A 25,003-nucleotide genomic window follows, 5' to 3' on the forward strand; every position below is an offset into this window, starting at 1 on the left:
TCCGACCATATGGCCAGAGCTTTTAGAATACTTGGGAGCAAAATCATTTAGATTAGTGCTCGTTAAGACGAAAATCTGGATAAGCACTTATCCCGTGTTCGTGAGGATCTAATCCCTCAACCTCCTCTTGTTCTGAAACTCTGATTCCAACAGTTTTCTTTAAGGTAAATATAATAATGAAGGAAGTAATAATACAAAATACAGCATAAGCTCCCACGCCTATTAACTGACTTACAAACTGGGCACCGCTTGCAAGACTTCCAAAAATGCCTACTGCAAGTGTACCCCATATACCACAAATAAGGTGTACGGCAATTGCTCCTACAGGGTCATCTAGTCTTAACTTGTCAACCAATGCTACACCAAAAACGATTATCGCTCCAGCAATACCGCCTATAAGAATGGCGTCTGTAGGGCTCATCACATCTGCCCCAGCTGTTATACCTACAAGACCTCCTAGTATGCCATTTAAGAACATTGTAAGATCATAATTTTTATACATTAATGTAGAAACAAGAAAAGCAACCACCCCGCCAGCTGCAGCAGCAAGGGATGTGGTAACTAGGGTAAGCGAAGTAAGTGAGGGGTCTGCAGAGAGTACTGAACCTCCGTTAAACCCAAACCAACCTAACCATAATATAAGTACACCTGCAGTTGCTAGAGGAACATTATGACCCGGAATAGCTTGGGGTTTTCCGTTTTCATCAAACTTACCAATTCTAGAGCCTAATAAATATACGGCAACAAGAGCTGCCCAGCCTCCTACAGAGTGTACTAGTGTGGATCCTGCAAAGTCATAAAAAGGTGTTTCTAGTGTTTGTAAAAAGCCACCCCCCCATTTCCAAGATCCTGCTATAGGGTAGACTATACCTACGTATAATAATACAAAAACCATAAAAGGTCCTATTTTAATACGCTCTGCTACTGCTCCAGATACTATCGTTGCTGCTGTTGCTGCAAACATACCTTGAAAGAGAAAGTCTGTCCAGTATGTGTAACCTTCATTATATGTGAGGTCTAGTGCACCTTCTGTTGTGAGAGGTGCGTCAAGACCAAATCCAGCAAATCCTAAAAAGCCATTAAACTCTCCTGGGTACATTAGGTTAAAGCCTACTAAGCAATAAAGTAGTAGCCCTACTGTGATAATAAATATATTTTTAAATAAAATATTGATAGTATTTTTTTGTCTTGTTAAGCCTATCTCTAAAAAAGAGAAACCTAGGTGCATAAAAAAAACAAGCCCTGTACAGATCATCATCCATACATTATTTACAGTTAAAATTTCCATAGTTGTGTTATGCTATTGTGTGTTATTATTTTAAAGTTTGACTACCCTTTTCTCCTGTTCTTATTCGGTAGCAGTCTTTGATATCTGAAACAAAAATTTTTCCATCACCTACTTCTCCAGAGCGCGCCGCTTCTATGATAGTTTTTATTGTAATCTCTTCAAAGTCATCATTAACAACAATGCTTAGATAGCGACGTTGAATATCACTTGTGCTATAACTAACACCGCGGTATACAGATCCTTTTTTCTCGTTACCTAGACCGGTAACATCCCAGTACGAGAAAAAGTTGACTCCTACATCGTGCAGAGCTCTTTTTACTGCCGAGAATTTTGACTTTCGGATGATTGCTTCTATTTTTTTCATATCTAATAGGTTTATTAAAATTTATATATTCCGGCAATTACAAAAGATGATAAAGAATTGCTAGGATCTTGATTTGTGTCTAAAAATGTGTCTTCACTAGCGCTATCTAGACGGAATTCTGGTTTTATAGTAAGATCTCCTACGCTATAGCTACCTGTAAGTGTTACTGCCACTACAGAGGCATCACCTTCTAGGTCATAACCTCCTATTGCTCCAGCACCACCTTCACCTTCTGCAAAGTACTCACCACGTAAACCTAAGGTGAATGCGTCAGAAGTTTTGAACTGTGGGTATAGTGCTACGCCATAAAAAGAAGCACCATCTGTATCATTATAAGTTGCGTTAAGTCCTAAGAAAAAGTCGTCAGATAAGTCATATCCAGTAGTAAGGTCTACTTGAAAAGTACTTTCTGAGTTACCACCTTGCTTACCGTATAAAAAGTTTAAGTACGTACTCTTATATCCTAGTTGAGCTCCTAGTGTGTAGTTGTTATCAAAGTTAAACTCTGTTGCATCTGTCTGGTTAAGTACTGCAAGCATCGCACTAAAATCTTCAGAGAGGGTGAAGTCTGCCTTAATACCTGTGTGAGAAAAAGGACCGTAAGAAAACATATACGAGGTAGAGTAGTTAAAGTTTGCTGTAGGTGATATCACCTCATAACCTAGAAAGGTATTAAAGTTACCTAGTGTAAGTTTTACTTTTTCTGATACATTCCAGTATACGTAAAGTTGATTTACAATGTTAGATGAAGGTCCAGAGAGGAAAACAGCCTCCTCACCACGTGGCCCAAAAACAAGATCTGCCACGGCACCTACTTTTCCGTTTTCACTTTCAAAAGCGCCTATCACATTTGCCATACCTATTGCAAATCCATTTCGGTTTGCAAAAGATGTGTTTGGAGCGATAGCATCTTCACCATTGGGGCCAGAAATATTTTGTCTAAAATAGACATCGACACTACCTTCTACGGTAAACTTTTTCTTGTCTTCTGTTTCTTCTTGAGCAAACATAAATGTTGTGCTTATGGTTAGTAATAAAAGCGTGCAAATAGATTTCATAAAAATATTATTTTCAGTTGATTTGACGTTAAAAGTATCTTAAAAAAATATTAACATATTAGTTTTTGGGGGTTATGTGTAAATTTTTATGATAATTTCAAATTGACCCCCTAAAAATTAGGGGTATCTTAAATAAATACTGTTTTTACTGAATATTTGTTCATCTCAATTTTCTATTTTCATTAATGAATAGCCTTTTTTAATGTGAATAATTTATAATTTTTAGAAATAGATTGAAATTGCGATAACGTTTTCGCATATTTTAACAAAAATTAAGGTTTGCAAATTCTCAATTTTGCAAGGCAAAAAATATGTAATTAGAAATTTGACTAGGGTCAAAATGTGATAGTCATAATTATGATTACCATTTTTTGAGACTTCAATAAGTAAATTTATCTTGAGCTTAAGTAATAATGGTTTTACCATATAAATAAGGAGTTATGTTAAGAGATCAAGGGTTATATTTAAGGGAGTTTGAGCACGATGCGTGCGGTGCAGGATTTATATGTAGTCTTAAAGGAGTAAAGTCTAATGATATTATTCATAAGGCACTTGAGATACTAGAAAAACTTGAACATAGAGGAGCTGTAAGTGCAGATGGCCGCACAGGAGATGGGGCTGGTATATTAATAGACATCCCTCACGATTATTTTCAAGCCACTTGTGACTTTACATTGCCTAAAGAAGGAACGTATGCCGTGAGCAATGTTTTCTTACCTCGTAAAGAAAATCAACGTGCATATTGTATTTCGGTTTTTGAAAAAAGCCTTACAGATCAAGGTATCAATATTTTGGGCTGGAGAGATGTGCCGGTAGATCAATCTATACTGGGCGAGATTGCTCAAGTGTCTGAACCTTTTGTAAAGCAAATCTTTGTGAGTTATGAGAGTAAGGGAGATAATTCCGCTTTCGCGAAAGCGCAACAAAAACCTACACCAGAGTTTGAGTTTAACTTAAAACTATTTACTGCTCGTAAAATCGCCGAACATACTATCTACAACTCAAAGTTGTCTGAAAGCTCATTCTTTTACTTACCTAGCTTCTCAACCAAGACCATTATATATAAAGGACTATTAATGCCCCAACATATTAAGGTATATTATAAAGACCTTATGGATCCTCGTGTCGTGACAAGGCTTGCGCTTGTACACCAGCGATTTTCTACAAATACATTTCCTACTTGGGATCTGGCGCAACCTTTTAGGTATATGTGTCACAATGGAGAGATTAATACCTTAAGAGGTAATGTGACCAGAATGTATGCGCGTGAGGAACTTATGGAAAGTGCACTATTTGGTGAGGAGATAAAGAAAATACTTCCTGTTGTATTACCAGGTAAGTCAGACAGTGCCTCTATGGATATGGTGGTAGAGCTCTTACTTATGACGGGTAGATCATTACCAGAAGTAATGATGATGCTCGTGCCAGAAGCGTGGGAGAAAAATGAAGATATGTCTCCGGCAAAGCGTGCTTTTTATGAGTTTAACTCTTGCCTTATGGAGCCTTGGGATGGTCCAGCCTCTATACCATTTACAGATGGTAATTATATAGGTGCCGTTTTAGATCGTAATGGATTGAGACCTTCTCGATACTCTGTCACAAAAGACGGTTATGTGATAATGTCTTCAGAAATTGGAGTGGTGGAGATAGAACCACAAAATGTACAGATGCACGGTCGTCTGGAGCCAGGTAAAATGTTTCTGGTAGATATGGCACAAGGTCGTATTATAAATGATGAGGAAATAAAAGAAGAGATTGCAACACGTCACCCATATCAAGAGTGGTTGGATAATAACCTTATTCACCTCAAGGATATACCTTATAATGAGTGCCCTTTATTTTTAAATGAAGCACCACTTAAGGAGCGCTTACTCACCTTTGGGTACACGCAAGAAGATATAAATACGATTATATTGCCTATGGCTGCAAAGGCAAAAGAACCTATAGGGTCTATGGGTAATGATGCTCCTATAGCTGCACTTTCTGAGAGGCCACAATTAATCTATAATTATTTTAAGCAACTCTTTGCACAGGTTACAAACCCACCTCTAGATGGTATAAGAGAGGAGTTAATTACAGATATCTCACTCACGCTGGGTGCAGACTCAAATATTTTTGAAATAAACGGAGAGCATTGTAAGAAGCTAAAAATTCAAAACCCTGTTATCTCAAAACAAGATTTAGATAAAATCAAAAGTTTAGATAACGAGAGCTTTAAGGTGGTTTCTGTGCCTATTTTATATAAGGTAGAAAAAGGACATAATGGTCTGGAGGATGCTCTAGAAAACTTACTTCAAGAGGTTTCTAAACAACTAGATGAGGGTGCAAACATCATTATCTTGTCAGATAGAAATACATCTCAAGAGCTGGCGCCTATACCAGCTTTGCTTGCTTGCTCTTATGTAAATAACGGACTAGGCGGTAATAAAAAGAGATCCAGTTTTAGCCTCATTATAGAGTCTGCAGAGCCTAGAGAGGTGCATCACTTTGCTTTGTTATTTGGATATGGTGCTAGTGCTATAAACCCATATATGGTTAATGAGATTATAGAAAACCATCCAGAAGATTTAAAACTTGCAAATGTTGATGTAGAAGAGGCAATACAAAATTTTAATAAAGCCGTAGGCAAAGGAGTCCTCAAGGTGATGAATAAAATAGGTATCTCTACCCTTAACTCATACCGTAGCTCACAACTTTTTGAGTGTATAGGTATCAGTAAGAAGGTCGTAAACCAGTATTTCCCGCGCACGGTTACGAGAATAGAAGGCGTAGGGTTACACCAGTTAGAAGGTGAGATAAGTAAGAGGCATAAGGCTGCCTATCATACTAAAGATATCGCAGCAGATTTACCTCTAGAGATAGGTGGTGAGTATAGGTGGAGACGAGATGGAGAGGCGCATTTATTTAACCCGCTTACCATTGCAAAGCTTCAAGAATCTGTGCGTAGCAATAAGCCTGTTATTTATAAAGAGTATGCAGATCGTGTAAATAATCAAGCCAAACAGCTTATGACCATACGCGGTCTATTTGAGTTTACAAATTATGACCCTATAGATATTGATGAAGTAGAACCGTGGACAGATATTGTAAAGCGCTTTAAAACTGGTGCGATGTCTTATGGTTCTATTAGTAAGGAAGCTCACGAGACACTTGCCGTAGCAATGAACCGTATAGATGGTAAGTCTAACTCTGGTGAGGGAGGAGAAAATCAAGAGCGTTTTTATAAGGACGTAAATGGCGATTGGAAAAACAGCGCCATAAAGCAAGTGGCTTCAGGGCGTTTTGGGGTAACCTCAAACTACCTAACAAACGCTGCCGAGATACAAATAAAAATGGCGCAAGGAGCAAAACCTGGTGAGGGCGGACAGTTGCCTGGACCTAAGGTAAATCCTGAGATTGCAAAAACACGTAATTCTACACCATATGTAGGGCTTATATCGCCACCACCACATCACGATATTTACTCTATAGAAGATTTATCGCAATTAATTTACGATCTCAAATCTGCAAATAGAGAAGCGCGTATTAATGTAAAGCTAGTGTCTGAGGTAGGTGTAGGTACTGTAGCAGCTGGAGTTGCAAAAGCTAAGGCAGATGTAATACTTATATCTGGACACGATGGAGGTACAGGAGCAACGCCACTCACCTCATTAAAACATACAGGTTTACCTTGGGAGCTAGGTCTAGCAGAGGCACAACAAACTCTTGTAATGAATGATTTGCGCGGGCGTGTGCGACTTGAGTGCGATGGCCAGCTCAAAACAGGCCGAGACGTAGCAATTGCTTGTTTACTAGGAGCCGAAGAGTTTGGGTTTGCAACAGCACCGCTAGTAGCCTCTGGATGTATAATGATGCGTGTATGTCATTTAAACACTTGTCCAGTAGGAATTGCTACTCAAAACCCAGAACTACGTAAACGTTTTAAAGGAAAGCCAGAGCACGTCGTAAACTTTATGTATTTCGTTGCACAAGAGTTGCGAGAGATTATGGCAAAGCTTGGCTTCAAGACAGTAGATGAAATGGTAGGTCAAGTGCAAAAGCTGGATCGCAATAATACCATAGAGCAGTATAAAGCATTAGGTCTAGATCTTACACCTATATTACACAAGGTAGATACCTCAAAAGGGCAGCCTTTGCATAATATAGAAAAGCAAGATCACGACCTTGAGAAAGCGCTTGATTTTAAGATTATATCACAGGCGCACCCAGCACTTTTTAGAAAAGAAAAAACCACACTAGATCTTAAGATTACAAATGAAGATAGAGCAGTAGGAGCTATACTAAGTAATGAGATATCGAAGATTTACGGTGTGAATGGATTACCAGAAAACACTTTAAAAATTAACTTCGAGGGTTCTGCAGGGCAGAGTTTTGCAGCATTTGCTACTCACGGACTCACACTAGCAGTTACTGGTAACACAAATGATTACATAGGTAAAGGACTTTCTGGAGCCAAAGTAATAGTGAAGGTTCCGGTAGAGGCGACCATCATACCAGAAGATAATGTCATCATAGGTAATGTGGCATTTTATGGTGCTACTGCTGGTGAGGCCTATATAAATGGAAAAGCCGGAGAGCGTTTTTGTGTACGTAACTCTGGAGCAAAAGCCGTCGTTGAAGGTATAGGTGATCACGGTTGTGAGTATATGACCGGAGGTATTGCGGTCATATTAGGCGAGGTAGGAAGAAACTTTGGCGCTGGTATGAGTGGCGGTATTGCATATGTGTATGATACAGCAAGTATGCTTTCGCGAAAAGCAAACACAGAAGGGCTTAACTTCCTTAAAGTTGAAGAAGATCAAGATAAGAAAGAGCTCAGGCAATTAGTCGAAAATCATTACAACGCCACACTCTCACCGCTGGCTCAACGACTGTTAGAAAACTGGGATGCAGAGATTAAAAATTTCACGAAAGTGTTACCAGAAGAGTACCGCAAGGCATTGATAAGATTAGAAGAAGAAAAAACATTAGCAAACTAGAAGATGGGGAAAGTAACAGGATTTTTAGAATACGATCGCAAAGACGAAGGATATATAGCGCCAGAAGAGCGTGTTAAAAATTATAAGGAGTTTACTGTACCGCTAGAAGAAGCAGATTTAAAAGAACAAGGCGGCCGCTGTATGGATTGTGGTATTCCGTTTTGTCACTCGGGGTGCCCGCTGGGCAATCTCATTCCAGATTTTAATGATGCAGTCTATAAAGGAAGGTGGAAAGAAGCGGCAACTATATTGCACGCGACAAATAACTTTCCAGAATTTACAGGGCGTTTATGTCCAGCGCCTTGTGAAGAGGCGTGTGTTCTAGGTATAAATGCAGATCCCGTAAGTATAGAAAATATAGAAAAAAATATAGTAGAACGAGCTTTTGACGAGGGGTGGATTGTCCCACAACCACCGCAAAAACGTACACACAAATCGGTTGCAGTGATAGGGTCTGGCCCTTCTGGACTAGCCGCTGCACAGCAGCTTAATAGGGCTGGGCACACTGTGACCGTATTTGAGCGCGATAGTAAAGTAGGAGGTCTTTTAAGGTATGGGATTCCAGATTTTAAGATGGAAAAAAATGTGATAGACAGACGCCTGGCCGTACTCAAAGATGAGGGTATAACTTTTAAAACAAATGCAAATGTAGGGCATACCATAAGTGTAGAGACGCTTCAAGATGAGTATGACGCGATTGTACTCTGTGGTGGTGCTACTTTGAGGAGGTCTATACCTATAAAAGGGGCGCATCTTAAAGGAGTGTATCAAGCAATGGATTTCTTAAAGCAAAACAATGAGCGACAAGATGGTATAGCTGAGTGGGATGAAACTATTGTTGCTACAGATAAAAATGTGATTGTTATAGGTGGTGGTGATACAGGCTCAGACTGTATAGGTACTAGTAATAGACAAGGAGCAAAAACCGTTACAAATTTTGAGATTCTTAATAGACCTACAATAGAGCGACCTTCAGAGCAACCTTGGCCTTATTACCCTATGCGCTTGCGCACCAGTTCTTCTCATAAGGAGGGGGTAGAAAGAGTTTTTAGTATTTCTACAAAGGAGTTTGTGGGTGATGCCAGTGGTAATCTCACGGGACTTATAACCTCAGAGGTAGAGTGGATTACAAATGACAATGGTAGACGTGAGCTTAAAGAAATACCGGGAACAGAAAAGGAGTGGCCTTGCGATATGGCTTTTCTTGCACTAGGCTTTACAGGGCCGGAAAAAACTCTAATAGACCAGCTACATTTGGATACAGATATGCGTGGTAACGTAAAAGCTACGTCATATGCGACTAGTGTTTCAGGCGTATTTGCTGCTGGAGATATGCGTAGAGGGCAATCACTCATTGTGTGGGCAATCTCAGAAGGAAGACAAGCTGCACATCACGTAGATGCATACTTGATGGGAAGTTCACAATTGCCACTTAAAGATGAAGACAGTGACTTACCTAGACGCTAGATTATAGTAGTGATTACGCTTTCGCGAAAGCGTAAAAAAAAGCCTCAAAACATATATTTTGAGGCTTTTTCTATTTTATAATATTGGTTTTAAACCGAAAGTTTTTTACCAAGGTCTTCTACATATTTCCTAAACTGTTTATCTGTACTCGCTAGATTATCTACCGTTTTACAAGCGTGCAGAACTGTTGCGTGGTCGCGCTGTCCTATCTGTGAACCTATGCTTGCTAGTGAAGCTTTAGTAAGCTTCTTTGCAAAGAACATTGCTAGTTGTCTCGCTTGTACGATATGTCTTTTACGTGTTTTAGACTGTAATGTTTCTACATCCATCTGGAAGTAATCTGAAACAATCTTTTGGATATAATCTATAGAGACTTCTCTCTTAGTATGTTTTACATAGTTGTCTACAATCTTTTTTGCAAGGTCGAGAGTGATCTCTTTCTTGTTGAAAGATGAGTGTGCTATAAGTGATATAATTGCACCTTCTAGCTCACGGACATTAGTTTTAATGTTATTTGCAAGAAACTCTACAATCTCTTCTGGCATTTCAACACCATCTTGATAAAGCTTTTGCTTTATAATGGCGATGCGTGTTTCAAAACTAGGGTGTTGTAGCTCTGCACTTAATCCCCATTTAAAACGTGATAAGAGACGTTGCTCTATATCTTGCATATCTACAGGAGCCTTGTCTGAGGTAAGGATTACCTGTTTTCCGTTTTGGTGTAGGTGGTTAAAAATGTGGAAAAATACATCTTGAGTACCTGCCTTACCACTTAGTAGTTGAATATCATCTACAATAAGAACGTCTATAACTTGATAAAAGTGAATGAAGTCATTTCTATTATTCTTTTTTACAGACTCTATATATTGTTGTGTAAACTTCTCTGCAGAAATGTATAAAACAGTTTTTGCAGGATACTTATCTTTTATCTGTACACCTATTGCGTGAGCAAGATGTGTTTTACCTAAACCTACTCCTCCAAATATTAAAAGCGGATTAAAAGAAGTTCCCCCTGGCTTATTTGCGACGGCCATACCTGCAGATCTTGCAAGACGGTTTGAGTCTCCTTCTAAAAAGTTTTCAAAATTATAGTTAGGGTTGAGCTGTGACTCTATTTGTAAATTTCTTATTCCAGGAATTACAAAAGGATTTTTAAGCTCTGGATTTTTATTTTTAAGCGGAGCATCTACTTCTTGTGATTTCATAGTGCTACGATTTGCACTAGGAATTCTTTCTGTAAAAGGTTGATTGTTTCCGTAGGTATTTTCCATCTTGATCACATAGACCAGTTTGGCGTTTTCACCTAGTACTTTATTGAGAGCAACTTTAAGAAGTTTTACGTAGTGTTCCTCAAGCCACTCGTAAAAGAATTTACTAGGTACTTGAATACTTAATGCGTTATCTGTGAGTTTGACCGCCTTAATCGGTTCAAACCACGTTTTGTATGCCTGGGGTGTTATATTGTCCTTTATAAAAGAGAGACAGTTATCCCATACAGATTGCGCAGTTAGAGTCATTCGTTTAGTTAAATTATTAGGTTTTCGGTTGTCTAGAATTCCTTTTGAAAGGATTATCGTCGTGTTGATAAGGTACCCTTTAAAAGCATCACAAATATGTGAACAAAAAAAGTAATAAAAAAACTGAATAGGGGTTGTTTTTTCGCAAATTTTGTTGCAATATCATCACAAGCTTAAAACTACAAAAAAATAACCTTTACTACGTGAAAAACCATATTACTTTTCTAAAAGTTAGATATTCTGAAACTGACCAAATGGGCTTTGTCCATCACAGTAACTATGCACAATACTTGGAAGTGGCTAGGCTTGAGTGGCTTGAAAGTTTAGAAATCTCTTACAAGTGGATGGAGGAGAACGGAGTGATGCTACCAGTTTATAATTTACAAACCACGTTTAAGAAGTCTGCGCTCTTTGATGATACACTAAAAATTGTTACAACCTTGCGCGCTACTCCGACGGTAAGAATAACATTCGATTATGAGGTTTTTAACCAAGATGGTGATTTATTAACAATCGCAAGTACAGAATTGATCTTTATTAATACCAAAACTGGCAGACCTATGAGATGTCCGCAATACATACTTGATAAGCTATAATTAATCTTCGTCTTCTAGAAGTGTTATTCCATACACTTCATTAAAGGCTTTGATCACCTTTTTTGACTCTTTTCTACGTATGGCAAGTGTAAAAACGCAGTTCATTTCCATATGCTGGTTAATGATAGTCACTTTGTAATCATTTATTAACCGCATTACTTTATTAAGTAGTGGGTACTCAAACTGTACTTTAAAGGGGATGTCTATTGTTTTTTCTACAATATGAGAAGCCTCTAGTGTGTTTTGAGCTCCTGTTCGATAAGCATTTATTAAACCTCCTACACCAAGTTTTGTCCCGCCAAAATAACGCACGACTACAACAAGCACATTTGTAACATCATAAGACTGTAGCTGTCCATAAATAGGCGCTCCAGCACTGTTAGACGGTTCTCCATCATCATTTGCTCGGTATTGCTCGTACTCTTTACCTAGTACATATGCATAACACCAGTGACGCGCTTGGTAATGTTGTTTTTTAAGACCTTCTATATGCTCTTTTACTTCGGCCTCTGATGTCACCGGAAATGCATAGCCAAAAAACTTGCTGTTTCTATCCTTAAATAGTGTCTCTTCAGATGGGGTGAGTATCGTTTTATAGGTGTCTTTTGGTGCGATGGCTATTGATTTTTATTGATGAGAGGTTACAATTTTTGCTTCTTCACATATTTCAACACGAGAAAGTTTTGTGCATTAGGTTCAAAACCAGAAATCGTTTTTTGAGTAAAACGCACCACCTCGTCATAATAGAGTGGTATTATAGGAGACTTATCTATAATAAGAGAATCCATAGTGCGATATAATTTTTTGCGCTGGCCTATATCTGTAATGCTCAAACTATGCTCGTATAAACTATCATAGGTTGCACTTTTAAAATGCGTGTAGTTTGGTCCATTTGGCGTGAAGTTCTTACTATAAAATAAGCTTAAGTAGTTTTCGGCATCTGGATAATCTGCAATCCAGCTTGCTCTAAAGGCATCTAGCTCTCCGCTACTCTTCATCTGTCGTAGCGTAGATGGAGGCATCACGTCTATATTTACTTTTAAACCTACCTTTTGTAACTCTCGTTGTATGTACTCACAGATGTCTAGGTACTGGCTATTTGTGCCTATGGTGATTTCTGGAGATGTGTCTCCTGTTTCTTTAATGTATTGTGCTATTAGCTTTCGCGAAAGCGTACCATCATATTCATATCCTTTTATATGATCATAGCCAGGTAGCCCTTTAGGTATAAAACCATTTACAGCTGGCTTGCCGATACCATTGCGCAGGTACCTAATCATTTTTTTACGATCAAAACCGTAGTTTACCGCCTTGCGTAGTAAAGCAGATTGTACCTCTGGCGTGTCACTGTCTAAGTAAAAGCCTATATATTCTGTATTAAGCCACGGTACTTTTTCAAACTGTACGCGATCTTGATACTTTGCTCTTAAAGTGCCAGAAGCGGTAAGAATCTCATCTTTATATGATGGATCTAGACTATTAAGGTAATCTATATTGCCTTGTGCAAATTGTAAAAACTCACTTTGCTTATCTGGTAAAAATGTAATAGCCACTGCCTCAAGATAGGGGAGTTGGACACCATCCTCATCTTTTTCATAGTAGAGCTCATTTTTACGTAAGACTAGTTTTACACCTTCTTCCCAGCGTTTAAATTTAAACGGTCCAGTGCCTATAGGGTGAGATCTAAACTCATTGCCATAGTGGGTAGTGATTTCCTTAGGTACAACAGAGCAGTAACGCATACTAAGTAAACCTAGATAGGCGGGAAATGCTTTTTTTAATTGAATAGTAAAAGTAGTGTCATTTACAGCGTTGTAACTTGCCACATTACCTAACACCCAGCTCCCAGGTGAGGCAATTTTTGGGTCACGTAGTCTATTAAAGGAGTAAACAAAATCTGCAGCGGTTACTATGCGTGTACTATCTCTAGTGTTAAAAGCAGGGTGTTTATGAAATCGCACGTCATCACGTAGTGTAAACGAATACGTAAGCGCATCTTGAGATATTTCCCAAGACTTTGCAATATCTGGTTGTACGTTAAGATCATTGTCTAGTTGTACCAGACCATTAAATAGCTGGTTAACCGGCCATATTATAGGAGGGTTACGAGCAAACGCAGGGTCTAGTGTAGATATTTGATACTGCTCGTTATATCTAAAAACTTGATGATCTCGATCACTCGTATCATCTTTGTTACAACTTATAGTACTAAGTATGCAAAGTATAAGTAAGGAATAATTGAGTAAAAGTGAGCAGGTGTTTTTCAATTTGAGTAAGCAAATAATTAAGAGTATCTTTGCCCACCTTTTTTAAGGCTAAGCAGTACACAAATATAGTCCAAATGTCTTCTACAAAGAAAGTCGCTTTTTATACCTTAGGTTGTAAACTTAATTTTTCTGAAACCAGCACCATTGCGCGCAGTTTTGGCAAAGAAGGTTTTGATAAGGTAGATTTTTCTGAAGCCGCAGATGTTTATGTGATAAACACCTGTAGTGTTACAGAAAATGCAGACAAGCGTTTTAAAAACATTGTAAAGCAAGCTCAAAAAGCAAATCCAGATGCTGTAAAAGTAGCTGTAGGGTGCTATGCACAACTCAAACCAGAAGAACTTGCTGCGGTAGACGGAGTAGATCTTGTACTAGGAGCTACAGAGAAGTTTAATGTAACAAGCTACATAAACGACTTGCTTAACAATCCAGACCGTGCCCGTGATGGAGGAGAGGTACACGCCTGTGAGATACAAGATGCAGACTTTTATGTAAGCTCTTACTCTATAGGTGATCGTACACGCGCTTTCTTAAAAGTGCAAGATGGTTGCGATTATAAATGTACCTATTGTACCATACCACTAGCACGTGGTATCTCTAGAAGTGATACTTTACAAAATGTACTGGACAACGCAGCCAAAATCGCTGCACAAGACATCAAGGAGATTGTACTCACAGGTGTAAATATAGGTGACTACGGTAAAGGAGAATTTGGTAATAAAAAACACGAGCACACTTTTCTAGAACTCGTACAAGAGCTTGATAAGGTAGACGGTATAGAGCGACTGCGCATCTCATCTATAGAGCCTAATCTTCTTAAAAATGAAACCATCGAGGTCGTGTCAAAATCACGCACCTTTGTACCTCACTTCCATATTCCCCTACAAAGCGGGAGTAATAAAATATTAGGTTTAATGCGACGTCGTTACCAGCGAGAACTGTATGTAGATCGCGTTGCAAAAATTAAAGAAGTGATGCCTCACGCTTGTATAGGTGTAGATGTTATTGTAGGTTTTCCGGGAGAGACAGATGAAGATTTTCTTGAGACCTATAACTTTCTTAACAGCCTAGATATATCATACCTACACGTATTTACTTATTCTGAAAGAGATAATACGCCAGCAGCCACAATGGATGGTGTGGTGCCAAAAAACGTGCGTAGCAAACGCAGTAAGATGTTGCGTGGCCTTTCGGCAAAAATGAGACGTGCCTTTTATGAATCACAGCTAGATACCAAGCGCACAGTACTTTTTGAAAGTGAAAATAAAGAGGGATACATACACGGCTTTACAGAAAACTATGTAAAAGTAAAAGCTCCTTGGAACCCAGAACTTGTAAACCAATTACACGAGGTACAACTTACAAGTATAGATGATGATGGTATGGTGCGATTTGACTTTGCGGGTGTAGAGGCGTAGTGTTTTTACGTTTTCGCGAAAGCGTACTCATAACCCTATTCTTCACTGCGGTTAAGCACTTCTACAAAGCGAGTGTTTTTAATATTTTCCCACTCATCTCTTAAAATTGAGTAGCAGCAGGAGTTGCGCCTACGACCATTTTTTGTGATAATATCTTTACGTAAAATGCCTTCTAGGGTTGCGCCCAGCTTTTCGACGGCTTTTCTTGATCGTGTGTTGCGCTCATCTATACGAAACTCTACACGCTCATACGAGAGCTTTTCAAAAGCATAGCGCAGCATTAAAAACTTAATATGCTGGTTGAGACCGCTTCCGCGGAAATCTTCTCCAAGCCACGTCCACCCTATATGAACGACTTTGTTAACCTTATCTATATTTCCAAAACGGGTAGAGCCTGCAAACTTACATAGCTCCTTATCAAAAATGATAAATGGGAGCGCAGTACCTGCTTGGCGTCTGGTTATGGCGTCTTTAATGTACTTCTTTAACTTTGGCGCTGTTGAAATATCTGAGCCTCCATATGCATTAAGGTCTACCTGACTTGATAGTGGTAGTAAATCGCGATAGTGATAACTCTCTAGGGTGAGAAGTTTTGCACGCTTGTTTTCGAGAGTTTTGATTTTCATAAATAAAAAAATGTGTCGCACTTTAAAAGTACGACACATTTTTAAGAAGTGATAGGTGTTATAAGATTATAGTCCTAAAATCTTTGCATCTACTCTAAATCTTGTATAAATCTCAATCTCGTGATCAGATTCTATGGTTTGATCTGTAGTAGTCTCTGTGCGCAATGTGTATGTCTCACCTTGTATGTATTCTTTGAGCTCTGTATCTACTACGTCTAGGTCTAATGTTCTAGCTCCATCTTCTGGTATACTTGTACTAGAGGCAATGAGGCGCTCTTCTAGTCCATCTGCATTTATGTAGATAGCTATGTCATTAAGGAAATCAAAATCACCAGACTCTGGCGTTTGTAAGTTTAATGTGAGTTTTGTGAGTTTCACACTCTCTACAAGATCTGCATTTGTATTATTATTTTCAAACTCTTGTTGAGAGTTTGTAGTAGTTTCTGGCGTAACAATATCAAATGGAGCGTCTAGTATACTTGTAGACTGTATTGTAATATTTGTTGTGTAGTCTATATTAAACTTTGTTAACTCATCTAGCTTATCACAGGCTATAAAAGTTATGAGTAATACGGTAATTGCTATGGTCTTTTTAATCATAATTAAGGGAATTTGTCCGCAATATTAACGAAATTTGAATACAGATAGTTCTGCTCACAACTTTATTTAACATTTCTCTATGAATTATACAAAGGAAGAAGTGCTTGCTCGCCTCGCAGAGAGCTGCAAGAATACGCTTATGGAAACTTTAAACATCAAGTATATAGACTTTGGTGAAGACTTTCTAATAGCACAAATGCCTGTTACGCCTAAAGTACACCAGCCAGATGGAGTTTTACACGGAGGGGCAATGGTTGCTCTGGCAGAGAGCGTAGGTAGTGCGGCTAGTTTTATGTTTTTAGACCAAGCACATACTATAAGAGGTATTGAGATTTCTGCAAATCACGTAAAGAGTAAACGTGAAGGAATGGTGTATGCAAAGGCTACATTTATTCATAAAGGTCGCACCACTCAGCTATGGAATATTGATGTAGTAGATGAAGAAGATAACCTTATCTCAAAGTGTAAACTTACAACGATAGCCCTGCCTAGAAAGTAATGGATCAAGACGCATTCTTTATAGAGATTCAAAGTCATTTTGATGAAGCGTTACCTTTTGTGGTATACAGAAAGCCAAACCAAAAAACGGTCACAGCTTTGCTTCAAGAAGAAGATGAGCTTCATACCGTCTCAGACTTTAGTGAGAGTGGGTTTGTGTTTTCTCCTTTTGACACAACTACCTCAGAAACCATATTGATGCCGCAATCACAGTCTTTTGAGATGCGTCTAGATGAGTATGTATCTACTCAATCTAACGAGGCGGTTGTAACAACTTCGGTTGAGGCGGCTAAAGGAGCAAAAGAGCAACATATTGCACTTGTAGAAAAAGGTATAAATGAGATTGAAAATACAGGATTGAAGAAAGTTGTGCTTTCGCGAAAGCAAAAAATAAATCACAACTATGAGTCACCTGTATCTATTTTTAAAAGACTACTTGATACCTATGCCACAGCTTTTGTGTATTGCTGGTATCACCCTAAAGTAGGATTATGGCTAGGCGCCACACCCGAGACCCTTCTCTCGGTCGAAAATAGAAAGCTTTATACAATGTCGCTAGCTGGCACACAGAAGAAAGAAGATACTCTAGAGGTAAACTGGGGAGCAAAGGAAATAGAAGAGCAGCAGCTTGTAACAGATACAATCGTATATAATCTTAAAGATATAGTAGACAATTTACAAGTGTCTGAAACCCACACGCATCAGGCAGGTACATTACTGCATCTTAAAACAGATATTACCGCTATAGTACACGATAGCGATGCTAAGCTTGCGTCTATCATTAAAGCGCTTCATCCCACACCCGCCGTTTGTGGTTTGCCTAAGCTTGAGGCTAGAGATTTTATAATTGCTAATGAAAATTATGATAGATCTTTCTACACCGGATTTTTAGGAGAGCTCAATATAATGACAGAAAAAAAGAGAGCAAATACACGTCGCAATGTTGAGAATCTTGCCTATGGGGCAGTAAAAAAACATACTACCCTCTATGTGAACTTACGTTGTATGGAAGTAGACGCTCAGGGCGCACAATTATATGTAGGTGGTGGTATAACTGCTTCTAGTAAGCCGGCGTTAGAGTGGGAGGAAACTGTAAATAAATTGCAGACAGTTGCAACTGTTTTATAGTCATTGTATGTGTTTACTATTCTAATAGAAATTTCAATAAAACTGATTTTTTCTACTAGTATACTGCGGTCTAGAAGTCGTATTTTTGTAATTAATGATTCACTCAAAAATTCCAGTTGCACAATCTATCGTACACCTTTGCTTGAGTAAAGGTATTGATACGGTTATTATTTCTCCAGGGTCACGTAACGCGCCACTTACGATAGAATTTACAAAGCATCCTCAAATTAAGGCATACAGCATTGTAGACGAGCGATGTGCTGCTTTTGTAGGTCTGGGTATCGCACAACAAACGGGTAGACCAGTGGCACTGGTGTGTACCTCTGGTAGTGCATTACTTAATTATTATCCGGCTATTTCTGAAGCTTTTTATAGTGATATACCGCTAGTTGCAATAAGTGCAGACAGACCCATAGAGCGTATAGATATAGGAGATGGACAGACTATACGACAAAAAAATGTGTTTGAAAATCATATCCTTTATTCGGCAAACTTGTATTCTGAGTTAGTTCCTACAGATGATGTGACCGATGCAAAGGTGGCTCAAAAAATAAAAGAAAGTCAGCGTCATAATAATCAAGAAATCAATAAAGCGCTTAATGTAGCTATAGAACAATCTGGACCTGTACATATTAATGTGCCATTTTATGAGCCATTATATGAGATGACAGAGAGGGTAATAGATACACCTATAGAAATTGCACCACAAGTTGTAGATAAGGAACTCTCAAATAGTGAACTTGCTTCTTATGCTCAAGACTGGAACAAAGCTACTCGAAAACTCGTTATTATAGGTGTTCAAGATCCTGAGACAATGTCTCCGGAATTGCTAGATTTACTAGGTAATGACCCGAGCGTTGTAGTTTTTACAGAAACAACATCTAATGTAGCACACCCTAATTTTTTTACACGTATTGATAATATTATAGGTAGTCTTGATGATGCTGGGTTTAAAGACTTGCAACCTGAGATACTTCTCACCTTTGGAGGGATGGTGGTGTCAAAAAAGGTAAAAGCCTTTTTAAGAAATTATCAACCAATACAACACTGGCACGTAGATGCAAAAAAGGCATACGATACATATTTTTGTCTTAATAGGCACTTTGAGGTATCTGCTTCTTTATTTTTAGAAAAACTACAGGCAGTTACTGTACCTAAAGAAAGCACCTATCAAGAAGACTGGCTGCGTATAAGAGCAAAAAGAGATAGACTCCATAGTGAGTATATAGCACAAATGAGTTGGTGTGACTTTAAAGCCTTTGATCATATACTAGAGGTGATTCCAGATAACTCTGTATTACAGCTGGGTAATAGTAGTACAGTGAGGTATGCACAACTTTTTGATGTAAATAAAACACTAGAGGTATATTGTAATAGAGGGACGAGTGGTATAGATGGAAGCACGAGTACTGCCATAGGAAGCGCTATGGCTAGTAAGAAGCTTACGACCTTAATAACGGGAGAACTAAGTTTCTTTTATGATAGTAATGCGTTATGGAATCAATATATACCTAATGACTTTAAGATTATAGTCATTAATAATAGTGGAGGGGGTATTTTTAGAATATTACCTAATAAGGATAAGAACACAGATAACTTTGATGAGTTTTTTGAAACCACACATCATCTTGAGGCCTCAAAGTTATGTGAGATGTATAATTTTAAATATCTCAAGGCGACAAATGAAGAAGAATGTGCTCTTGCCAAAAATGAGCTATATGCATATTCATCACAACCTACACTGCTAGAAATCTTTACACCGCGCAAAATTAACGATGAAGTGCTTCTTGATTACTTCAAGTTCATAAAATAATTTTTTTTAAGAGAGTTTAACTTTTTGCTTATCTTTAAAGTGAATTAATAATTTAATCAACAAGTAACTTTAAAAATTATGAGCAAAAGAGCAGAACTCATCTCAAAATATGCAGATGATTTAAAGAACAAATGTGGTATGACCGCAGATATGGACCTTCTTACAAAAGTAACAATAGGGTGTGGACCATCAATCTACAATAAAGACTCATCAACAGTATCTGGAAGTTCTGAAACAGAAATTGCTACTGTAAAAAATAACTTTTTGATTAAAAAATTAGGTCTTGCAGATAGTGCAGATCTTGATAAAGCTATAAACAGCGTTCTTGAAACTTACGGAAAGTCTAATCGTAATAAATATCGTGCGGTAGTATACTATATGCTTACTAAGCACTTCAAAAAAGAGTCTGTTTACAAATAGACTACTTTATAATGTATGTAGAAAGCGCTTTGACTCACGTCAAGGCGTTTTTTCTTTGTAGTAGTTGTACTTTTGCATTTTACAAAAGAATATGTTAGAAATAGGAAAATACCACATAATGAGAATAGACAGGGAGACAGAGCCAGGGCTCTTTCTTTCTAATGAAGCAGGAGATGACGTCTTGTTACCTAATAAGTACGTGCCAGAAGAATATAAAATATGGGATGAACTTAATGTATATGTTTATTTAGATCACGAGGAGCGACCAGTAGCTACTACACTAAAGCCGTATATAGAACTCAATAATTTTGGGTACTTGCGTTGTACTGCTGTAAATAATGTAGGAGCCTTTTTAGACTGGGGATTAGAAAAAGAACTTTTTGTTCCTTTTGCACAACAAGCTAGACCTATGAAGGTAGGTAGCTGGTACATCGTTTATATGTATCTAGACGAGAAGACTAACCGTCTTGCTGCCACTAGTAAAACAATGAAATACCTCTCAAATGATAATGTAGAGGTAAAAAAGTTTGACAAGGTAGAGGTAATTATATCACATATTACAGACAGAGGAGCAAACGCCATTGTAAATGGAAAGCACAAAGGACTTATTTATAAAGAAGATATCTTTGAAGATATAAGAACGGGTGACAAGCTAGACGCTTGGGTTAAGAAAGTACGACCAGACGGTAAAATAGATCTTATTTTACAAGAAGAAGGTTATAAAAGTATAGAACCTAATGCTCAATACATTTATGAAGAGTTGCAGGCTAATGATGGTTTTATGCCATTACACGATAAATCAGATCCAGTAGATATTCAAAATCAACTTGGTCTTAGTAAAAAGAGCTTTAAAAAAGCAATCGGTACGCTATATAGAGATCGTAAGATTTTAATAAAAGAAGATGGGATTCATATAATTGATTAATTCCTTTCTTCCTATTATATATAAATGAGCAAAAACTATAACTAGTTTTTGCTCATTTTTTTTGAGGTAGCTCTATCTAGCCCTTCTTTATGCATAAGCACAGAGATAGCCTTGAGACGTATGTAGGGCACACTCATATATATGTAGCCATCATACTTGGTTCTTCCAGAGTCTGTACCCCACGAGTTTTTTACTTTATAATAGACTTTGCCATTTTGATCTGTTGCTTTCCCTGTGATATGCATCAAGTGATCATCTGTAGTATTATAGTTTTCAAACTCATCTTGACGGTATTTTTGTGTGATTGTTTTTTCTTGCTCTGGCCCCAGTAGAGCAAGCTTCTTATTACTTTCATTATCTGGTATTACAGCTACACCGTGTTTTGAAGAAAAAGATAACTCACTCACATCACAATCTAGCGTTACTGTATAACCGTTGCTTAATGCGTTATCTATATTTGAAACAAACTCATCTAGCGGTACATTATACATCGCTCCATTAGAAAAGTTATCAGGAATATTAAGGATAAATGATTTGTAAAATGCCTGGTGAGTAAAAGAAGTTAAGGTTACATAATCGCTAGGCACTATCTTCATTGTATTTGCAAACTCTTTAGGAGTGTACGTTTTACCATCATAAGAAACATTAGTAATATTCTCACCTAGGTAAACATCCAGCACCTTATCTACTGCGGTTTTCCACTTTTTGCTTAATGTTCTTCCTGGATTATCTATATAAGTGTCTAGCATACTATGTATAACGGCCACCATTTCGGCGTGGTTATGTTTGGTATCTGTATGTGTCAGGCCGGTGTAGGCACCGTTTGGTGCTAGGCCGTAACGCGCAACACTATTAATGACGTCGTGCGCGAGTCCGCCTTCAGAAAATTGAGCCTTTCCTTGACGCATTACATAATTTTCAGCTTTTGCCGGATAGGTATTCCTTACTGTGTACATTTCAGAAAGATCTACCATTTTACCAGTAAGTCTTGCAATCTCACTTTCTAAAAATGAAGATGTACTAAAACTCCAGCACGTTCCTGTTACTCCTTGACTTATGACTGGTGTAGCTTGTAAATCAATAGTATCTGTAAAAATGTAAGAGCCTGCAGTATTTTCTTGTGCGTAGTACGCTTTCGCGAAAGCAAAAACAACCACAATACTTAGTAGTACTTTTTTCATCATCTAGTAATAAAGAATTATTTTTACGTAAAAATAGCACATTATGGATAAGCCAAACTGGCAAACAGCCAAAGAATATAAAGACATAACTTACAAAAAGAGTAACGGTGTTGCTCGTATAGCGTTTAATAGACCAGACGTGCGCAACGCGTTTAGGCCTAATACCACAAAGGAATTATATGATGCCTTTTATGATGCAAATGAAGATACATCTATAGGAGTAGTGCTACTCTCTGCCGAGGGGCCATCTTCTAAAGATGGTGTCTATAGTTTTTGCTCTGGTGGAGATCAAAAAGCGCGTGGTAAAGAAGGGTATGTAGGTGAAGATGGATACCATAGATTAAATATACTTGAGGTGCAACGTCTCATACGTTTTATGCCTAAGGCAGTAATTGCTGTTGTCCCAGGGTGGGCAGTAGGAGGTGGGCATAGCCTGCACGTAGTTTGTGACCTAACACTTGCAAGTAAGGAACACGCTATTTTTAAACAAACAGATGCAGATGTAACTTCTTTTGACGGTGGATATGGAAGTGCATATCTAGCAAAAATGGTAGGTCAAAAGAAAGCGAGAGAGATTTTCTTCTTAGGCAGAAACTATTCTGCTCAAGAGGCTTATGAGATGGGTATGGTAAATGCCGTGATACCTCACGCAGAGCTAGAAGATACTGCCTACGAGTGGGCGCAAGAGATTCTCGCAAAATCACCTATTTCTATTAAGATGCTCAAGTTTGCGATGAATCTTACTGATGACGGTATGGTAGGCCAACAAGTTTTTGCTGGTGAAGCAACGCGTCTAGCATATATGACAGATGAGGCCGTAGAGGGTAGAAATGCATTTTTAGAAAAAAGAGCACCTAACTTTGACAAGAAGTGGATACCTTAATTATTTAACTATAAGTTTACGCAACCTTTTTAGAACTTGGCTATCTTTAATTCAAAGTAAATATTATGAAAAAAGTTGTAGTAATTTTTTTATCATTATTAATATTTGTCTCGTGCAATAGTGATGATGAAAATAGTACATCTGATGCGACGCTTATAGGTAACAGGTATGTTTATAGTGTTCTTGATTGTGAGAATGAGGATCCAATAGCAAATTCTTGTTTTGCTTCAATAGAGTTTTTCGATTCTCAAGAAGTAGGGATTTTACCTTTTGGAGATGCTATTTACAGCGTAGGGTATGTTATTGAAGACAAAACGGTAAGAGTTCTATTTTCAGAGTTTTTTGTAGATGGTGTTGATCAGTTTTTCATCATCGAAAGTGAAGATGTTCTTATAGAACAAGAATCTGGCAGTCGCTACCTTAGACAATAAGTAATAATAGTTATAAGTAAAAAAAGACCCGTACAATGTATTTGAACGGGTCTTTTTTATTACCTACGTTTTTAAGCGATGGTATCTTGTTTTCTTTTTTCGAGAGCTTCTCTTACGTCCCGCGCTTTATTCTCATCTACATCATATCCCCACATAAATAAGATAGCTATAATTGTACCGGTAATGGGGATGCCTGAGAAGAAAAGGCGCAAACCTTCTATAGCTCCTTCCGGCTGGGTGGGCGCATCTGGTGTAAAGCCTACATAGGCCATAATGTAACCACTACCTAAACCAGCAATAGCAAAGCCAAACTTAACCATCCACCAGTAAATTGCTCCAAACACACCTTCTCTACGTATCCCATTTTTAAGCTCATCAAGATCTATAACATCTGCCGTCATAGACATCATAAGTACAAAGAGACCTCCTATACCAAATGAGAAAAACGGTAGAGCTATTATAAACAAATACGGTTTACCTGGTACAAATAGAAACCACAGCATTAAATATCCTATTATAGAAATAGTCTGTGATACTATGAAAGCTTTTTTCTTTCCTAGTTTTTTTGACATTTTTGTTACTATAGGAATTACCATAAAAGTAGTACCTAGTGCCCCTAAACAGCCAAAGAGTGTAGGCCAGATTCCTGCTGCCGCTGCATCACCACTAAAGAGGTGATATACTATTATAAAAAAAGAAAAAGCGGCAACGGTATTAAAAGCATTAAATACAAAAAATGTTGCCACACATAATTTTATAAAAGGTTTTGAAGAAAAGGCAGCCTTAAAACCTTTGGCTAGGCCTACAAGGCTTTTACCTAAATTTTTAATATTAAGTGGGATTAAACTGTCATCATCTAGGGTAGACTTACTTTTGATAAAAATAGCGGGAACCATTGCACATATAGCACAAGCGATACCTACCCATATGGCCAGGTCGCGAGCAGCCACATCTGCAGATTCAAACCAAGCCGGGTCATACATAATTACCCAAAACCAAGGCGCTATAACCCAGGCCCATTGACCTATCCACTGGGCAGTAGCCATAATATCTGTGCGCTCGTGAAAATCTTTACTCATTTCATAACCCATCGCAACATAAGGAACGCTAAATATCGTGAGACCCAAATAAAATGCTAGTGACCACATTAAGAAGTATGTAAAATTATAGTCCAGCCCATCTGCTCTATATAATTGCCACATCATTATAAAAGATATACCCATAAGGATTGCCCCTGCAAATACGTACTGTCTTCTTCGGCCCCATTTTGATTTTGTGTTGTCAGATATAAAACCCATTATAGGATCTGTAAATGCGTCAAAGATGCGTGGCAAGAAAAAGAGCAGCGCCCAAGATTCTGGCGGAAAACCCAAGTCTTGAACTAGTACCACCATAAAAATGGCTAAGGCCGCCGGAAACATTTGGTTTGCTAGCATTCCTATCCCAAAGGCTATTTTTTGACCAAAGGAAACTTCTTGTTTTGATGTAGTCATTTATGATGGTTTTAATAGCCCTTTTTACAAAGAGCGGTTAGTTAGTATTAA

The 25,003-nt window shown here is 38.1% G+C and carries 21 protein-coding genes; 11 read left to right on the plus strand and 10 right to left on the minus strand.

Features of this window, described 5'->3' with window-relative positions; translation table 11 throughout:
* Positions 1-52 precede the first annotated feature (52 nt).
* From I597_RS07840 to I597_RS07850, 3 genes are read right to left on the minus strand one after another with little or no spacing between them, the layout of a single operon-like run.
* On the minus strand, positions 53-1,288 hold the full coding sequence (locus tag I597_RS07840) for an ammonium transporter (protein WP_035328146.1): 1,236 nt from the start codon (positions 1,286-1,288) through the stop codon (positions 53-55).
* A gap of 25 nt (positions 1,289-1,313) precedes the next feature.
* Positions 1,314-1,652 carry a P-II family nitrogen regulator gene (locus tag I597_RS07845; RefSeq protein WP_035328150.1) on the minus strand — a complete coding sequence of 113 codons (339 nt, stop codon included), beginning with the start codon at positions 1,650-1,652 and terminating at the stop codon, positions 1,314-1,316.
* Between the two features lie 14 nt (positions 1,653-1,666).
* A complete protein-coding gene (locus I597_RS07850) occupies positions 1,667-2,710 on the minus strand; it encodes a porin (RefSeq protein WP_035328152.1) in 1,044 nt (347 codons plus the stop codon).
* 440 nt (positions 2,711-3,150) lie between these two features.
* Between I597_RS07850 and gltB the strand changes: the two genes are divergently transcribed.
* The gene (gene gltB, locus I597_RS07855) at positions 3,151-7,689 is read left to right on the plus strand and encodes a glutamate synthase large subunit (protein ID WP_035328154.1); all 4,539 of its coding nucleotides are present in this window, start codon (positions 3,151-3,153) and stop codon (positions 7,687-7,689) included.
* Between the two features lie 3 nt (positions 7,690-7,692).
* Positions 7,693-9,156 (plus strand): glutamate synthase subunit beta, encoded by a 1,464-nt coding sequence (locus I597_RS07860; protein ID WP_035328157.1) that lies wholly within the window; start codon positions 7,693-7,695, stop codon positions 9,154-9,156.
* Positions 9,157-9,245: 89 nt separating this feature from the next.
* On the opposite strand, the gene dnaA is transcribed toward I597_RS07860, so the two are convergent.
* Positions 9,246-10,673 (minus strand): chromosomal replication initiator protein DnaA, encoded by a 1,428-nt coding sequence (gene dnaA / locus I597_RS07865; protein WP_035328159.1) that lies wholly within the window; start codon positions 10,671-10,673, stop codon positions 9,246-9,248.
* Positions 10,674-10,876: 203 nt separating this feature from the next.
* On the opposite strand from dnaA, the gene I597_RS07870 reads away from it, so the two are divergent.
* Entirely contained in the window at positions 10,877-11,269 is a 393-nt protein-coding gene (locus I597_RS07870) for an acyl-CoA thioesterase (RefSeq protein WP_035328161.1), read from the plus strand.
* On the opposite strand, the gene I597_RS07875 is transcribed toward I597_RS07870, so the two are convergent.
* Together I597_RS07875 and I597_RS07880 are read right to left on the minus strand one after the other, a co-directional pair.
* Entirely contained in the window at positions 11,270-11,884 is a 615-nt protein-coding gene (locus I597_RS07875; RefSeq protein ID WP_035328163.1) for an IMPACT family protein, read from the minus strand.
* Between the two features lie 26 nt (positions 11,885-11,910).
* Positions 11,911-13,536 carry an ABC transporter substrate-binding protein gene (locus tag I597_RS07880; protein WP_035328165.1) on the minus strand — a complete coding sequence of 542 codons (1,626 nt, stop codon included), beginning with the start codon at positions 13,534-13,536 and terminating at the stop codon, positions 11,911-11,913.
* A 74-nt stretch (positions 13,537-13,610) separates the two neighbouring features.
* On the opposite strand from I597_RS07880, the gene mtaB reads away from it, so the two are divergent.
* Entirely contained in the window at positions 13,611-14,954 is a 1,344-nt protein-coding gene (gene mtaB / locus I597_RS07885; protein WP_035328168.1) for a tRNA (N(6)-L-threonylcarbamoyladenosine(37)-C(2))-methylthiotransferase MtaB, read from the plus strand.
* Positions 14,955-14,989: 35 nt separating this feature from the next.
* Here mtaB and I597_RS07890 read toward each other — a convergent pair whose 3' ends face one another.
* Both I597_RS07890 and I597_RS07895 read right to left on the minus strand, forming a co-directional pair.
* A complete protein-coding gene (locus I597_RS07890; protein WP_035329095.1) occupies positions 14,990-15,580 on the minus strand; it encodes a GNAT family N-acetyltransferase in 591 nt (196 codons plus the stop codon).
* A 66-nt stretch (positions 15,581-15,646) separates the two neighbouring features.
* Positions 15,647-16,180, minus strand: coding sequence for a hypothetical protein (locus I597_RS07895; protein WP_035328170.1), 534 nt, complete (start codon positions 16,178-16,180; stop codon positions 15,647-15,649).
* A gap of 79 nt (positions 16,181-16,259) precedes the next feature.
* Between I597_RS07895 and I597_RS07900 the strand changes: the two genes are divergently transcribed.
* The 5 genes from I597_RS07900 (at position 16,260) to I597_RS07920 (ending at position 20,964) form a co-directional block, all read left to right on the plus strand.
* Positions 16,260-16,679, plus strand: coding sequence for a PaaI family thioesterase (locus I597_RS07900; RefSeq protein WP_035328172.1), 420 nt, complete (start codon positions 16,260-16,262; stop codon positions 16,677-16,679).
* Positions 16,679-17,806: a chorismate-binding protein gene (locus I597_RS07905; protein WP_035328174.1), complete on the plus strand. Its 1,128-nt coding sequence runs from the start codon at positions 16,679-16,681 to the stop codon at positions 17,804-17,806. The genes I597_RS07900 and I597_RS07905 overlap by 1 nt, the downstream gene beginning before the upstream one ends.
* Before the next feature lie 94 nt (positions 17,807-17,900).
* Positions 17,901-19,619, plus strand: coding sequence for a 2-succinyl-5-enolpyruvyl-6-hydroxy-3-cyclohexene-1-carboxylic-acid synthase (gene menD, locus I597_RS07910; RefSeq protein WP_035328176.1), 1,719 nt, complete (start codon positions 17,901-17,903; stop codon positions 19,617-19,619).
* A gap of 78 nt (positions 19,620-19,697) precedes the next feature.
* Positions 19,698-20,039, plus strand: coding sequence for a DUF2853 family protein (locus I597_RS07915; RefSeq protein ID WP_035328178.1), 342 nt, complete (start codon positions 19,698-19,700; stop codon positions 20,037-20,039).
* 91 nt (positions 20,040-20,130) lie between these two features.
* A complete protein-coding gene (locus I597_RS07920) occupies positions 20,131-20,964 on the plus strand; it encodes a CvfB family protein (RefSeq protein ID WP_035328180.1) in 834 nt (277 codons plus the stop codon).
* A 41-nt stretch (positions 20,965-21,005) separates the two neighbouring features.
* On the opposite strand, the gene I597_RS07925 is transcribed toward I597_RS07920, so the two are convergent.
* Positions 21,006-22,145 (minus strand): C1 family peptidase, encoded by a 1,140-nt coding sequence (locus I597_RS07925; protein ID WP_035328182.1) that lies wholly within the window; start codon positions 22,143-22,145, stop codon positions 21,006-21,008.
* A 43-nt stretch (positions 22,146-22,188) separates the two neighbouring features.
* Between I597_RS07925 and I597_RS07930 the strand changes: the two genes are divergently transcribed.
* Complete coding sequence (locus tag I597_RS07930; protein WP_035328184.1) at positions 22,189-23,028, plus strand: 1,4-dihydroxy-2-naphthoyl-CoA synthase; 840 nt, start codon at positions 22,189-22,191, stop codon at positions 23,026-23,028.
* 65 nt (positions 23,029-23,093) lie between these two features.
* Complete coding sequence (locus I597_RS07935; RefSeq protein WP_035328186.1) at positions 23,094-23,459, plus strand: hypothetical protein; 366 nt, start codon at positions 23,094-23,096, stop codon at positions 23,457-23,459.
* A gap of 71 nt (positions 23,460-23,530) precedes the next feature.
* Here the strand turns inward: I597_RS07935 and I597_RS07940 are convergent, their stop codons facing one another.
* Positions 23,531-24,952: an MFS transporter gene (locus I597_RS07940; RefSeq protein WP_035328188.1), complete on the minus strand. Its 1,422-nt coding sequence runs from the start codon at positions 24,950-24,952 to the stop codon at positions 23,531-23,533.
* Positions 24,953-25,003 lie beyond the last annotated feature (51 nt).

Source organism: Dokdonia donghaensis DSW-1, from assembly GCF_001653755.1.
In the GTDB taxonomy this organism is placed as follows: domain Bacteria; phylum Bacteroidota; class Bacteroidia; order Flavobacteriales; family Flavobacteriaceae; genus Dokdonia; species Dokdonia donghaensis.

Bases quoted from the DNA above. Each gene is read 5' to 3' on its own strand.
- I597_RS07915 (WP_035328178.1), top strand. From the start codon at position 19,698: ATGAGCAAAAGAGCAGAACTCATCTCAAAATATGCAGATGATTTAAAG.
- I597_RS07905 (WP_035328174.1), top strand. From the start codon at position 16,679: ATGGATCAAGACGCATTCTTTATAGAGATTCAAAGTCATTTTGATGAA.
- I597_RS07890 (WP_035329095.1), bottom strand. From the start codon at position 15,580: ATGAAAATCAAAACTCTCGAAAACAAGCGTGCAAAACTTCTCACCCTA.
- I597_RS07930 (WP_035328184.1), top strand. From the start codon at position 22,189: ATGGATAAGCCAAACTGGCAAACAGCCAAAGAATATAAAGACATAACT.
- I597_RS07900 (WP_035328172.1), top strand. From the start codon at position 16,260: ATGAATTATACAAAGGAAGAAGTGCTTGCTCGCCTCGCAGAGAGCTGC.
- I597_RS07920 (WP_035328180.1), top strand. From the start codon at position 20,131: ATGTTAGAAATAGGAAAATACCACATAATGAGAATAGACAGGGAGACA.
- gltB (WP_035328154.1), top strand. From the start codon at position 3,151: ATGTTAAGAGATCAAGGGTTATATTTAAGGGAGTTTGAGCACGATGCG.
- I597_RS07895 (WP_035328170.1), bottom strand. From the start codon at position 16,180: ATGATTAAAAAGACCATAGCAATTACCGTATTACTCATAACTTTTATA.
- I597_RS07845 (WP_035328150.1), bottom strand. From the start codon at position 1,652: ATGAAAAAAATAGAAGCAATCATCCGAAAGTCAAAATTCTCGGCAGTA.
- I597_RS07860 (WP_035328157.1), top strand. From the start codon at position 7,693: ATGGGGAAAGTAACAGGATTTTTAGAATACGATCGCAAAGACGAAGGA.
- I597_RS07840 (WP_035328146.1), bottom strand. From the start codon at position 1,288: ATGGAAATTTTAACTGTAAATAATGTATGGATGATGATCTGTACAGGG.
- I597_RS07935 (WP_035328186.1), top strand. From the start codon at position 23,094: ATGAAAAAAGTTGTAGTAATTTTTTTATCATTATTAATATTTGTCTCG.
- menD (WP_035328176.1), top strand. From the start codon at position 17,901: ATGATTCACTCAAAAATTCCAGTTGCACAATCTATCGTACACCTTTGC.
- I597_RS07850 (WP_035328152.1), bottom strand. From the start codon at position 2,710: ATGAAATCTATTTGCACGCTTTTATTACTAACCATAAGCACAACATTT.
- dnaA (WP_035328159.1), bottom strand. From the start codon at position 10,673: ATGACTCTAACTGCGCAATCTGTATGGGATAACTGTCTCTCTTTTATA.
- mtaB (WP_035328168.1), top strand. From the start codon at position 13,611: ATGTCTTCTACAAAGAAAGTCGCTTTTTATACCTTAGGTTGTAAACTT.
- I597_RS07940 (WP_035328188.1), bottom strand. From the start codon at position 24,952: ATGACTACATCAAAACAAGAAGTTTCCTTTGGTCAAAAAATAGCCTTT.
- I597_RS07925 (WP_035328182.1), bottom strand. From the start codon at position 22,145: ATGAAAAAAGTACTACTAAGTATTGTGGTTGTTTTTGCTTTCGCGAAA.